General features: G+C 46.3%; 11 protein-coding genes. 5 read left to right on the top strand and 6 right to left on the bottom strand.

Annotated features, from left to right (window positions below; all coding sequences use genetic code 11):
• The first annotated feature begins 80 nt into the window (after positions 1 to 80).
• Positions 81 to 1754: an asparagine synthase-related protein gene (locus QUA34_RS16290; protein WP_333388226.1), complete on the top strand. Its 1674-nt coding sequence runs from the start codon at positions 81 to 83 to the stop codon at positions 1752 to 1754.
• A gap of 524 nt (positions 1755 to 2278) precedes the next feature.
• Here QUA34_RS16290 and QUA34_RS16285 read toward each other — a convergent pair.
• Positions 2279 to 3286, bottom strand: a complete 1008-nt coding sequence (locus tag QUA34_RS16285) for a zinc-dependent alcohol dehydrogenase family protein (protein WP_333388306.1) — start codon at positions 3284 to 3286, stop codon at positions 2279 to 2281.
• 198 nt (positions 3287 to 3484) lie between these two features.
• On the opposite strand from QUA34_RS16285, the gene QUA34_RS16280 reads away from it, so the two are divergent.
• Together QUA34_RS16280 and QUA34_RS16275 are read left to right on the top strand one after the other, a co-directional pair.
• On the top strand, positions 3485 to 4543 hold the full coding sequence (locus QUA34_RS16280) for a transposase (protein ID WP_333388223.1): 1059 nt from the start codon (positions 3485 to 3487) through the stop codon (positions 4541 to 4543).
• Between the two features lie 242 nt (positions 4544 to 4785).
• Positions 4786 to 8331, top strand: coding sequence for an EAL domain-containing protein (locus tag QUA34_RS16275; RefSeq protein ID WP_333324261.1), 3546 nt, complete (start codon positions 4786 to 4788; stop codon positions 8329 to 8331).
• A 57-nt stretch (positions 8332 to 8388) separates the two neighbouring features.
• On the opposite strand, the gene QUA34_RS16270 is transcribed toward QUA34_RS16275, so the two are convergent.
• The 5 genes from QUA34_RS16270 to QUA34_RS16250 form a co-directional block, all read right to left on the bottom strand.
• Positions 8389 to 8754, bottom strand: a complete 366-nt coding sequence (locus QUA34_RS16270; protein ID WP_333388221.1) for a four helix bundle protein — start codon at positions 8752 to 8754, stop codon at positions 8389 to 8391.
• Positions 8755 to 8946: 192 nt separating this feature from the next.
• Complete coding sequence (gene ilvN, locus QUA34_RS16265; protein WP_041622928.1) at positions 8947 to 9465, bottom strand: acetolactate synthase small subunit; 519 nt, start codon at positions 9463 to 9465, stop codon at positions 8947 to 8949.
• 349 nt (positions 9466 to 9814) lie between these two features.
• Positions 9815 to 10627 (bottom strand): carbon-nitrogen hydrolase family protein, encoded by an 813-nt coding sequence (locus QUA34_RS16260; protein ID WP_333388218.1) that lies wholly within the window; start codon positions 10625 to 10627, stop codon positions 9815 to 9817.
• A gap of 311 nt (positions 10628 to 10938) precedes the next feature.
• Positions 10939 to 11067 carry a photosystem I reaction center subunit IX gene (gene psaJ / locus QUA34_RS16255; protein WP_333037175.1) on the bottom strand — a complete coding sequence of 43 codons (129 nt, stop codon included), beginning with the start codon at positions 11065 to 11067 and terminating at the stop codon, positions 10939 to 10941.
• A gap of 118 nt (positions 11068 to 11185) precedes the next feature.
• Positions 11186 to 11674 (bottom strand): Photosystem I reaction center subunit III, encoded by a 489-nt coding sequence (locus QUA34_RS16250; protein ID WP_333037176.1) that lies wholly within the window; start codon positions 11672 to 11674, stop codon positions 11186 to 11188.
• Between the two features lie 330 nt (positions 11675 to 12004).
• Between QUA34_RS16250 and tsaD the strand changes: the two genes are divergently transcribed.
• Together tsaD and QUA34_RS16240 are read left to right on the top strand one after the other, a co-directional pair.
• Positions 12005 to 13078: a tRNA (adenosine(37)-N6)-threonylcarbamoyltransferase complex transferase subunit TsaD gene (gene tsaD, locus QUA34_RS16245; RefSeq protein WP_333388216.1), complete on the top strand. Its 1074-nt coding sequence runs from the start codon at positions 12005 to 12007 to the stop codon at positions 13076 to 13078.
• A 102-nt stretch (positions 13079 to 13180) separates the two neighbouring features.
• Positions 13181 to 13672 (top strand): N-acetyltransferase family protein, encoded by a 492-nt coding sequence (locus QUA34_RS16240; protein ID WP_333388214.1) that lies wholly within the window; start codon positions 13181 to 13183, stop codon positions 13670 to 13672.
• The last annotated feature ends 38 nt before the right edge of the window (positions 13673 to 13710 follow it).

The raw sequence follows: 13710 nt of genomic DNA, 5'->3' as shown, positions 1-13710 counted from the left end.
TCATCTCTAGAAAAGCCTGTTTTGAACAGGCTTTGCGGCCTGTTCCACAATAATTAATTATGGGAGATGTCTAATTTAAAATGCAGACTCAGAAGTCTATCTACCCTAATTGGGTCATTGCTTGGGGCCCAGAATCCCGATCGCACCCTGCAACTTGGGAAACTTCCGGTTTTGCCATAATCGGAGCTGAACCCACCTTCAGCCCCAATCAGCGATTTGTGCTGGTAGGTGACTGCTGCTTCGATCGCACCCCAATGCTCAAACAACAGATAGACACGGAGGGATTGACCGATTTGGCGATCGTCGCGCGGCTGTGGGAGCAGTACGGTACTAAAACACTGAGCTTGCTGTCAGGACAATTTGCCCTTGCTGTGTGGGATAGAGAGGAGCAAACCTTGTGTCTGGGGCGCGATCGCGTGGGAGCAAAAACCCTCTATTACACCCGTACAGGAACGACTCGCTGGATTGCGCCCCGACTGCGATCGCTCAATCCCTATCACGATCGAGAACTTGATTTAGTTGCTTTGCGCGACTATTTGTGCTGTGCCTTTGTACCCGGAGCACAAACGCTGTGGGAAGCCGTGCGAGAGTTGCGGCCCGGTAGCTACCTGTACTTACCGGATGTTGAGGCGCAGAGATACTGGCAGCCACAGGAGCAAATTACTAACGCCGATCGCCCTTTGGAATGGCATAGTCAACAAGTGCGATCGCTTTTGGAACAACTGGTGCAGGAAGCGCTACCAGCGGGAGAACCAGTCGCAGCATATCTTTCGGGCGGAATTGACTCAAGTTGCGTCACGGCGATCGCCACAAGGCTGCACGATCGTGCGGTACACACTTTTTCGATGCACTTTGGCGCTGAATATCCCAGCGAGATTGAATTTGCCAACATCGTTGCGGCACATTGTGGCACTGAGCACCATATTTTAGAAGTTTCGCCAAAGCAAATTTGGGAGTTGCTACCGGAAACGCTGGCGGCGATGGACGATCCGGTGGGGGAAGGCTTGACGGTTCCAAATTTGCTGTTGGGGCGATCGGCAAAGCAATTCGCAGACGTGGTACTCAATGGCGAAGGCGGCGATCCGTGCTTTGGCGGGCCGAAAAATAAGCCGATGTTACTCAACAGTTTGTACGGTTCGATTCAGGGTAAACCAGATCCGATCGCAGCTTACTTGACTTCGTTTCAAAAATGCTATGTGGATTTGCCACGTTTGCTGAAGCCGGAGGTTTGGGAAAAGGTGAAGAATGCGCCTTCCGTCTTTGCTGAGGAATTGCAACAGACAGAAACGACGTTTTTGAATCGGCTGATGCGGCTCAACATTGAGTTTAAAGGAGCCGATTACATTTTGACCAAGGTGAATAATCTCACGGCTGCGGCGGGACTAAAAGCTCGATCGCCCCTATTCGATGCGCGGATGGTGGCACTAAGTTTGCAAATTCCGCCAGAATATAAGCTTTCGGGCGCGCAGGAAAAAGCGGTTCTCAAGGCTGCTGTGGCGGATTTGCTGCCCGATGTCATTGTCAATCGTCCGAAAAGCGGGATGGTGATGTCGATGCAGCAGTGGTTTTTGAGGGATTGGCAGCGGCAAGCGCGATCGTTGCTACTGAATCGTCATTCGGCGATCGCGCCTTACCTTGATCAAACACTAATCGGCGAGTGGCTAAACTATCGTGGCGAAGTTTTTCCCCGCTATGGGCTGAAGCTGTGGCTGCTGGTGACGCTGGAAATTTGGTTACAAGTGAATCGCCGTTAGTTACCCGAAATTAGGACACGGCGCCGTGCCTTTCGTCGTGTCAATTTAAGCACTTGACCCCCAAGTTTCTTGATCGACAGTGGCATTTTCCCTATGCGGTTTTCGCTCTTGTTTATAGAACCCATTTGATATCTTTTAGCCCGCCAGCCTTTTAATCATCAGCCTAATAATATGAATTCCGGTTGTATTGGAATGATTAAACCGCAGAGGGCGCAGAGGATACAGAGAAAGGGAAGAGACAGATGGATCATTCCGAGACCAATGGATTTGATAGAAAACAAAGATTTATCTAGGTCGTGCAATTAGCCAGAACTCTCTCAAAGTTATTAACCAGGAGTTTGCACCTTTCTATCCAATAATTTCATATCATGTCCGATCGATTAAGCATAATATCGCGGTCGGGGTGAGTTTTTGAGATTGTCAGTTATTGGCAGGTATTCTTGGTGAACCCGCCCTACAAAAATCGCCGTTTTTCGACCGGACATGATATCAGTTGTGAATTTCTTATTTAACCATCCGCATTTTTAACCACCCGCAATTTCAAGCACTATTTTACCGGTTACTGAGCCTGTTTCTAACAGTTCGTGAGCGGCTGGCGCTTCTTCGAGAGGGAAAGTTTTGCTGACGTGAATTTTTAGCAAGTTGCGATCGCACAAACGAGCACACTTCTGCAAAATATGAGCCTGCTGTTCCTGTTCCTCCACCAAACCTTCCAGCATTGGTGTTAACATTAATTCCAGACTAATTCTCAGATTCCGCATTCTCGCTGTTTTCAAATTGCCCAAAGCTGGATCGGGTTCCAAAATTGTTACCACATCTCCATAAATCTTCACAGCCGGAATAGTTTGGTAAAAAGTTTCTCCCCCGACTGTATCGAAAGCCAAATCAACTCCTTGTCCTTGAGTCCAAGTCAAAACCTCATCGACAACATTGGTATTTTTGTATAAAATAACTGAATCTGCACCTAAGTTCTTGACAAAATTGGCTTTTTCCGCAGAACTAACAGTCGTGCAAACCTCTGCCCCCTGCAACTTCGCCAACTGTACCGCGACGTGGCCGACACCGCCTGCACCAGCTTGAACCAGCACTTTTTGGCCGGCTTGCAAGCGCCCTCGATCGTACAGCGATTCCCAAGCTGTAATTAAAACTAACGGTGCCGCCGCCGCCTCAGCAAAACTTAAAGCAGCAGGCTTGAGGGCGAGAAAGCGTTGGTCTACAACGGCAAACTCAGCATAAGTACCGATCGACCCGCCCAAACCGCCATTGCAGAAAAAAACCTCGTCTCCCACTTGGAAACTTTGCACACCAGCACCGACAGCCTCTACGACTCCAGCACCGTCGCACCCCAAAACGTGAGGAGTTTTTTCGGGGTAAAAAGTGCCGCGCGATCGCAACTTAGTATCTATCGGATTGATACCCGCCGCTCGCAACCGCACCAAAACTTCAGTTTCTGTTTGTATAGTAGGAGCGGGGATATCTTGCAGTTTCAATACGGACGGGCTTCCGGGGGTTTGAAAAACAATCGCTTTCATCATGGGTGTTACACTAGATCAGATAATCCCTAGACTTTATTGTATATTGCTTAGCGAAGCAACAAAAAACTTTTTGTTTATCCCAAAGTTTATGATTGTTGTTGAAAGGCATTACTTAGATCGTCAGCATCAGTTTTATAAACAGTTTGATGACTTATCATTTCTGTCCAAAATTTTCTACGATCGTGGTAATTATTTATGATAAAACACTTTTTTAGTTCGGGATATCAAGTTGGTAGCACTAGAACTATCAGACAGTTATTTGCCATCTTAAAACCTAGACACATATCTCAATCATTCACTGCTAAAATTAGAAATAAAGGTCTCAAACAAGTTGTTCACGATGGGGAGGATTGCCAAAATTCAAGAATAGCTTATGATCCAGATATACCTCGATTTTCATTCCTACCTAGCATCCCCCAATACCAACATAAAATTTGTACACGTAACTTGTTCAGTTCTGATAACCAATCCATAAAAAAAAGGGGGATAAACCCCAATCAGGGACTACTTCATTTATCTCAAAGTGACATAATATTTTATACAAAATCCCAAAATGTCATCAAGGTAAGGGTCGTTCCTGCAACAGCGCTCTACTTTTTTGAGGTTGCTAATCAAAAGCCTGTAACGTTGGTGGATTTAAATTACCACCTCAGAGCAGGTATAGATTTAGGGATTGCTCACTTCGTCGCTTTGGCATCTAATAAGCCAACATTTACTCCAACTATTTATGATAAAAAACATCTCAAATCAATTAATCAAGGTTTCAATCAACGCAGAGCATTTTTACTGTCAAAAATCGACCAGGAAAAATCTACCACGCGCCAAATCCAGCAAATCACATTTAATCGAAACAAGACATTAGAAAACTACCTTCATCAGACCAAGATTTTGATTGTCAAGCGGTTGGGGGATGAGAAAAAAATCCAGTTAATTATTGGTACAAAGGTGAGGAATAAACAGAATATAAAATTACAAAAAAACCATCATATTTTTGGCGTAATTACTCATACCCAGCCCATAAAATTTCTTACTTGCAAAACTGAATTAGTCGGTATCAAGGTAATAGTTCCACAAGCAGCTTATATAAATAAGTGCAGCTTTGGGGATGTAGAGCCTGTCGGTAAGCAAGAGTCTTACCAGGGTAAGATCGGTAAACGCGAGTGGTTTCGGTCTTGGAATGAAAGTCGAATTAATGCTGATGTGAATGCAGCGTTAAATATAATTAGAAAAGTCAACGTAAACTCACCGCCTTAGAGGAGTGCCACAATCGTATATATGTGTTTACAATTTCACCTGTACGGGTTCAGCCTGTACGAAAAAAACCACAAAAAGTTCGGTAATGTCAAGTATTGCCAGGTTTTTTGTGAACTGTTAACTCTCTTGTCGCCTTCACGGCGATCTGACCTTGTATTCGTTACCCATCCGTGACGATACTTAGTTATTTTTAAATAGATTGGCTTCAGATAACTACAACAATTGTCGAGCGGTGCTAATCGATGTTCGATCTAGATTTATTTTTTTACTTTGAGATTCTTGCATATTTTCTGGGATTATCGGCGACTTTAGCCTTGGTGCCCGCGATTTGTCTCAAGTGGCACCGAAGGTCTTCCAGTCTACCGCTAGCCAAAGAGCAACGGCAGTTGGCCGACTTAAAGCCGGACGATTTATCTGCAGGATTGAAAATGCGGAAAAACTTTGTGATTTTCCCGAACTCAAATCGGTGGCCGGCAACTGACAGCTTCTTGGGTAAAGTTTTAGGTGTGGGCCGCGCTGTATTCTTGCCCAAGCAACAGCGCCTAACAGTGAATTCTTCGCCTATTGTGGGGCCTGGAACTAGCAAAACCCTAAGTCTGAGCATTTCGGGTTCGATGGGGGAAAATCTCGATCGCCCGAATGCCGAGAATCCTCCCAAAGTTAATGCTTTCGCGCAATTAGAGGAAGATTTGCTGGGCGAAATCCTAGCAGGTACTGATTCGCCGGGGGGAGCAGAATTCTTTGATGCCTTAGTTTGCCACTTAGCCTCAGCACTCGGAGTTCGCACCGCCGTCGCTGCCAAATCGATTAAGTCGAAGGCACGCACTGATGCTGCTGCCGATAGATTGCAAGTTATCAGTTTTTGGAGCGACGGACAGCAGCAGCCAAACTTTGAGTGCGACACCGCCAATACTCCCGAAGCGCGGGTGCTGGAGGCGGGAATGTATTCCTGTCCAGACAACCTCTGGGAAACCTTTCCAGAAGACCGCAGACCGGTAGTTACAGGTGCGCGCAGTTTCGTGGGAGTCTTGCTGAAAAACTCTTACGGCGAACCTTTAGGCATTATCTGTATTTTCCACGATCGCCCCCTGGTGGAAGCACATCTTGCCAAATTCCGATTAATTCTCAGCATCTTTGCCGGACGGGCCGCCGCCGAATTAGAGCGGCAGCGCCTAGAAGCAGCACTGTCCACTGTAGAAGCGAAATACTGCGCCCTGGTAGAACAAATGCCGGCTGTCACCTACATTTCTCCCCTCAACCGCACGGCTGCCAAACTTTACATCAGCCCGCAAATCGAGACTTTTCTAGGTTATTCTGTAGCTGAATGGAGAGCCGATCCCGACCTGTGGCTGAAACTCGTTCACCCAGAAGACCGTGACCGCGTGTTAGTTGAAAACGCTACACAGAAATTCACCGATGGAGAAGATATCTTCTGCGAGGGGTCGCTGGTTTCAGAATACCGCGCGATCGCCCGCAACGGTCGAGTAGTCTGGTTCCGCGATCAAGCGACCGCAGTTCGCGATGAAGCAAGCAAATCTGTCATCCTTCAAGGCGCCATGTTTGATATCACCGAGACTAAAGTAGCTGCCAGCGCACTGCTAGAAAGCGAATACCGCTATTACACCTTGGCAAAAATACTGCCGGTCGGGATTTTCCGCGCCGACGCTGCTGGAGATTGCTTGTACGTCAATGAGCGATTTTTGGAGATGGCGGGACTGACTGCACCAAAGGCACTAGGCGAAGGTTGGGCGCAAAGTTTGCATCCCGAAGACCGCGATCGTGTTTTGAGCCAGTGGTATCGCGCTGTCACAGATAAGTTGCCCTGTAAGTTAGAGTACCGTTTTTGCAACGGTGACTTCACAACCTGGGTATTTTGGCAAGCAGTGCCAGAAATGACGAAAAGCGGGGAAGTTCTAGGCTATCTCGGCACGTTGACCGATATCAGCGATCGCAAGCAGGCAGAATTCGCACTGCAACAGGCGGAAGAGAAATACCGCAGTATCTTTGAAAATGCGATCGAAGGCATTTTCCAGATAACGCCTGACGGGCGCTACCTCAGCGCTAACCCTGCTTTGGCGAGAATTTACGGCTACTCCTCGGCTGCCGAATTGATCGCGAACATACGCAACATCGACCGCCAACTTTACCTCGATCCCAACCGCCGCGTCGAGTTTTTGCGTGCGATCGAAAAACAAGGTTTTGTGTCTGAGTTCGAGTCTCAAGTTTACCGCGCTGACGGCACTACTATCTGGGTTTCCGAGAACGGCCGGGCAGTTCGCGACCCTGATGGAAATTTACTTTACTACGAAGGCACTGTCGAAGATATTACCCTCCGCAAAATAGCAGAAGATAAGTTGGTACACGATGCTTTGCACGATATGCTAACCGGTTTGCCCAACCGAGCTTTATTTATGGATCGCTTGGGGCACGCGATCAATCTTTCAAAACGCCGCCCCGAAATTTTGTTTGCGGTGCTGTTTATCGATCTCGATCGCTTTAAGGTTGTTAACGATAGTTTGGGGCATTTAGTGGGCGATCGGTTGCTAATCGCGATCGCGCAGCGCCTGGGAATCTGTTTGCGCGCTGGAGATACCGTTGCGCGTCTTGGCGGCGACGAATTCGCTATTTTGCTGGAAAATATCAAAAGCACCGAGGATGCGATCCAGATTGCCGAACGAGTGCAAGCGGAACTGGCAGAGCCTTTTTACCTTAACGAATATCAAGTTTTTACCAGTGCTAGCATAGGGATTGTTTGTTCTGGTTTGCCTCGGTATTCAAGGGAAACCAGCAAACTGTCGAGTCCCGAACATCTGGGAAATATCGATCGGGAAACTTCTTTGTCTTGCTTATCTTCCGATTCTCCTGTTCCCAATGTCCCGTTCCCCATGTTGTACGATCGACCTGAAGAACTGCTCCGAGATGCAGATGCTGCCATGTATCATGCTAAGGGATTGGGCAAAGCTCGCCACGAAGTTTTTGACTTAAGTATGCACACTCGCGCCGTCGCCCTTTTGCAACTGGAAAACGACCTGCGACGCGCTTTAGACTCCCAAGAATTTCAGCTCTACTATCAGCCCATCGTCTCTCTAGTTACTGGTAGAATCAGCGGTTTTGAAGCGCTGCTGCGGTGGTATCACCCGCAGCGGGGTGTCGTAGCTCCTGGCGAGTTTATTTTAGTAGCAGAAGAAACTAGATTGATTATACCTATTGGCTGGTGGATGATGCGATCGGCTTGCCATCAGATCCACCAGTGGCACCAAAAATTCCCAGAAAATCCGCCGTTGACTGTCAGCGTCAACCTTTCTAACCAACAATTTAAACAACCGGATTTAATCGATCGCATTCGCGAAATTTTACAAGAAACTCAGCTTGACCCCCGCACTTTAAAGGTAGAAATTACTGAAGGCGTCATCATGGAGAATGCCGAATCAGCAGTGGCTATCCTCGCGGAATTGAAAAATTTAGAAATTCAATTATATATTGACGATTTCGGCACTGGCTATTCTTCTTTGAGCCGCCTGCACACTTTTCCAACTGATGCTTTAAAAATCGATCGAGCTTTTGTCAGCCGCATGACTGAAGATGAAGGCAACGAAGCGATTGTACAGACTATTTTAATTTTAGCCAGTCATTTAGGTATGGATGTAATTGCTGAAGGAATCGAAACCAGCGAACAGCTTAATTTACTTAGAGCGCTGCAATGCGAATACGGACAAGGATACTTTTTCTCAAAGCCGATAGACAGCATTGCAGCCACACTTTTGATAGAAAGTCAACCTAAATGGTAATTTGACTGTTGGCTGTTGACTGTTGACTGTTGACTGTTGACGGTTGACTGTTGACTGTTAACCTTTGGCTTTTTGTTTTAGTGAGTTAAGATAAGCATTAAGTTTTGGTGAAAGTTCATTTAATAAGGGAAGCAGGCGATCGCTCTGTTCTTGGGTTAAAAGATTTCCAGCGTAGGCAAGTCTTAACCAGTGTCTTGTTTCGTTTAAGGAGCCTCTGGCAATTTTAACAAAACGCTGATTATCTTGGCAGCTATAGCGTCCCTGTCCTTCTGCAATATTAGCACCAACACTATCAGCCGATCGCACTATTTGTTTGCCCATCGTATCCTTCGTAAACTCGTCCCATTTTTTAACAATAAACCATATTTCGTTTGATATTTTTTCAGCTAATTGATAAACTTGTAGCTGTTGAAAGCTTTCCATATTAGCTTCTTTAAATAATTAATAGCCAACAATTAATTAATGACCAATACAAGTCAACAGTCAACAGTCAACAGTCAACCACATTGCCCTGAGCGAAGTCGAAGGGTCAACCGTGAACCGTCAACAGTCAACAGTCAACAGTCAACCGTGAACCGTCAACAGTCAACAGTCAACAGTCAACCGTCAACTTCCTTAAACTTTCGCTTCCAAAGATTTGAGAAACTCAGTATTTACCCCCGACTCGCGCGTCAGGGCAATTTTCCCAGTACGAGCAATTTCCTTAATCCCAAATCTATTCAGAACCTGGACGATCGCCACCATTTTACCGGGATCTCCCACAACTTCCAATGTCAGCGTATCATCACCAATATCCACCACTCGCGCTCTAAAAATTTGAGCTAACTCAATGATCTCCGATCGCGTCCCGCTAGCAGCATTAACTTTCAGCAACATCAACTCCCGTTCCACACAGGGAATTTCCGTTATATCCTGAACTTTAAGCACGTTAATCAACTTGTACAGTTGCTTGGTCAACTGTTCGATAATTTGGTCATCTCCGGGTACAACCATCGTAATCCGAGACACTCCCCCTTGTTCCGCCGGGCCAACGGCCAGACTTTCAATATTAAAACCCCGACGGGCAAATAAACCAGCAATTCGAGTGAGGACACCCGCTTCATCTTCAACTAAAACCGAAAGAGTGTGTTTCATTTCTCCAAAAAGACGCATTTCGTGCAATTCTACTTTCGCTAATTCGCCTTTTAGCAGAAGTGCACGCCCATTGAACCTGCCTTAGACATTTTATCGCGAGTTATTGGCCGTTCATCTGCAGGAAAAAACAATATCATTAAGCTGTCGGGGCCAGAGTCACCTCCGATCGACAATATCACTCATAGATCGGCGTAAATCCGCCCCCACCCGCTTATTTTTGTCGATCGCACCCACACGATCTAAGTTTTTTGTGTACCAACCTACACAATTACTTGATCGAATAAAAACTTGAAAGGTCGGGCGGCCCACTGGGACTGAAATTTTGAGACCAATTGGTCTCAAAATTCCTTCAGAGAAAAACCCGGTGTTGCAGAGATGGCATCTGGCGGCGGACTTGTTCTAGTCGATCGGGATTAATTTCTGCGATCGCCACACCCGGTTCCTCTCCAGCATCCGCCAAAACCGCGCCCCAAGGGTCTATAATCATCGCGTGACCGTGAGTTTGACGGCGGCCGTAGTGGTGTCCAGTCTGTGCCGGGGCAATCATATAACAAGTATTCTCGATCGCCCTAGCTTGCAACAAAACCTTCCAGTGATCCTTGCCAGTGTAAGCAGTAAACGCCGCAGGCACGAACAAAATATCAGCCCCTTTGTACGACAAATGCCTGTACACTTCCGGGAACCGCACGTCATAGCACACGGAAAGTCCCAGCGTCCCCAACTCCGGCGACACATAAATCGATGGCAAATCTTCACCAGCTTTCACCGTGTTCGATTCCCTGTAAGTAATGCCGTCGGGAACATCCACATCGAACAAATGTACTTTTTTGTACCTTGCCACTTCAGTGCCGTTTTGGTCTACCAGCAAACAAGTATTGTATACCTTCCCCCCCTCCGTCGGCACCGGAAATCCGCCGCCCAGAATCGTTACCTGGAAACGCTGGGCCATTGTTTTGAGAAATTTTTCGCTTTGGAGTCCGATCGCCTCTGCTTGAGCAATCTTTTCATCCTCTTCTCCCATAAACGAGAAATTTTCTGGTAAGGAAACTAACTCTGCACCCCGACGCACTGCCAGGTCGATTAATTCCTCTGCCTGAACCAAATTTTTTTGCAGGTCAGGCAAGCTAGTCATTTGAATTGCTGCGGCGAGATAAGACTTCATCGATTCACAATATTAGTCAATAGTCAGTAGTCAGTAGTCAATAGTCAGTAGTCAGTAGTCATTAGTCATTAGTCATTGGCAACTAATTTTAGCACTAAATAGTTGAAATTCTTGGGTTTTTTTTCCCATTTATGCGCTGGTCTTGCGCCAACTTCTACGGTTTGAGAGCTTTGATGTTTGAGCTTTAAATTAACCTGTAACTCATCACTCAAAACTCAAAACTCTCAACTTTTTCTTCCACCGTCAACCGTCAACCGTCAACCGTCAACCGTCAACCTTCATAGGTTTTGCAACCTAATTTCCCTCAAATCTTAAGGCATTGGATGGAAAAGCAGGTCGGGGAAAAAGCGGTTAAATTCAATTAAAGCCGCAGCTTGAATAGATATCCAAAGGATAGCCAATACTGGTGCTGTCGAAAGAAACTTGACAAAGTATTGCATGAATTCTGCTCCTGAAAATTCGAGACAGTTGGTAATTGCCGATCGATAAGCGCGCTAATTGCTAATTTCTAGTTAATTACTTAACTGTTAGCTATTAGCTCTTCTCCATTTCCCAATTTTAGCGGGGGGAAACAGTAATTTCGTCGTCCTTCGCAAACATTTCACCGCTGGTGATTGATGTGAGAGCTGCCAGAGGCCATAAAACGCCGCTCAGCATACATTTGATTGCCAAAGGAACGTCGATAATAATCTCTTTTTCCTCTGGGGTTGCTGATTTTTTGGTAACTTGCAGATAAGAACGGCCCACCCAACCAATCCAACCTGCGATATACAAGAACAGTATGCTAGGAATCAAAAAGTCCCCTGCTTTGCTCAAGTTGCCGTCTACGATTAAGTGCGGGTATCCTTCCGGGCCGCACATAGCTTGAGAATAGCGATCGAATCTTGCTTTCGCAGATGCGGGGTCACCATTGGTAGAACGTGCATTTTTAGCCAGTTCCTTGAATTCGGGAGAGTCTTTGCACGGCACTAAATTGTAAGCCGAAGCAACTGGAGCAAAACTGATCCAGACACTCAACACTAAAATTGCAGCAAACAATCGTCGCATGGAATTGTTTCCTTTTGTTACAAAACAATAAGTTTTTGTACAAGCATTTCAACTTGCCGATCTGGAATCCAGATTACCGTGTTTGTTGACAGTGTAAAGTATCCATCATTAATGCGGCAAAGCCCAATAGAATGAGGGATTCCCGTTTTCATAGGTCAATGCTGAGCTAGCAATACCGCGAGGATATTCCTTTATTGCATCCCATGATGGCCTTACCTGTCGATCGGGCAAAAATCCCTTAACAATAACCTGATTACAGGTAGATCGGGGGACTTGCGCCGAATTAGTTAAGCTAGCAATAACTAACCTATCAAATAAAATTAGCAGTTAATGGCAACCATTTTCGCGATCGAAACAAGTTGTGACGAAACAGCAGCAGCAATTGTTAAGAATCGTCAAGTTTGCAGCAATGTTGTAGCATCACAAATTAAAATCCACGAGCAGTTTGGTGGGGTAGTGCCCGAAGTGGCTTCGCGGAGTCACCTAGAAATGCTCAATCAGGTAATTGCCCAGTGTCTCGGTGAAGCCAACCTGAGTTGGTCAGAAATTGACGGCATTGCAGCGACTTGTGCCCCCGGTTTAGTAGGTGCATTGTTAGTCGGGCTGACAGCGGCGAAAAGCTTGGCAATAGTCCATCAAAAACCTTTTTTAGGCGTCCACCACCTCGAAGGACACATCTACGCTTCTTACCTTACCGAACCCGACTTGCAGCCACCGTTTTTGTGTTTGTTAGTTTCCGGGGGACACACTAGCTTCATTTACGTCAAAGATTGCGGCGTTTATGAAACTGTAGGACACACACGCGACGACGCAGCCGGCGAAGCTTTTGATAAAGTAGCGAGACTGTTGCAGCTAGGATATCCCGGCGGGCCACTGATTGACAAATTGGCCACCCTTGGCAATCCCCAAGCATACCCCCTACCAGAAGGCAGAATTTCCTTGCCTGGTGGCGGCTACCATCCTTACGACAGTAGTTTTAGCGGGTTGAAAACCGCAGTTTTGCAATTAGTGCAGAAACTAAAGAAACAAAATAACAATGTGGGTGAGGAAGGGGTCTTGCCTGCCTCTACAATTAATGATATTGCGGCCAGCTTTCAGGAAACTGTAGCTAAGGGTTTAACAAAAAGAGCGATCGACTGTGCCGTAAATTTCGGGCTTACCACTATTGTAGTCGGCGGGGGAGTTGCAGCAAACAGCGGACTGCGAAAACACTTACAAGCAGCAGCAGCAAAACACAACTTGCGGGTATTGTTTCCGCCATTAAAATATTGTACAGACAACGCAGCAATGATCGGCTGTGCGGCGGCAGAACACTTGCAGCGAGGACACACATCACCGCTGACTTTGGGAGCAAATTCGCGGATGGCTGTCAGCGATATTATGGAACTGTACAAGAGTCATTAGTTATTAGCCATTAGTTATTAGTTAACAGTTAACAGTCAACAGTCAACAGTCAACAGTTAACAGTTAACAGTCAACCGCCAACAGTCAACAGTCAACCAAACGATGAAAATCCGCGACGCAGAAGAAAGCGATTTGCCAGCAATTGTCCAAATATACAACGCAGCAATACCGGGCAGAATGGCCACAGCAGATTTAAAACCAGTCTCAGTCGAAAGCCGCCTCCCGTGGTACAGAGAACACTCCTCCAATTCCTTGCCGATTTGGGTAATGGAATCAGAACAAAATATTGTTGGTTGGCTGAGTTTTCAGCTTTTCTACGGCCGCGCTGCCTATCAGCATACAGCAGAAGTTAGCATCTATGTTGCACCCGATCGCCAAGGCTGCGGAATCGGACAAAATTTATTGCAATCGGCAATTGTGCGGAGTCCAGAATTGAAGCTTAAAACTCTCATAGGAATAATTTTTGCTCACAATCAGCCGAGTGTAAGATTGTTTGAGAAATTTGGCTTTCAGCGGTGGGGATATCTGCCACAAGTTGCCGAACTTGACGGCCTTGAAAGAGATGTCGTAATTCTGGGTTTGCGTTGTCTGTAGGAACTGAGATGTTGCACCATTCTCAAGAACAGGCATCT

Origin of the sequence: Microcoleus sp. POL10_C6 (genome assembly GCF_036701585.1) — a bacterium.
GTDB lineage: Bacteria > Cyanobacteriota > Cyanobacteriia > Cyanobacteriales > Microcoleaceae > Microcoleus.
This window is presented reverse-complemented; position numbering and strand designations above follow the sequence as displayed.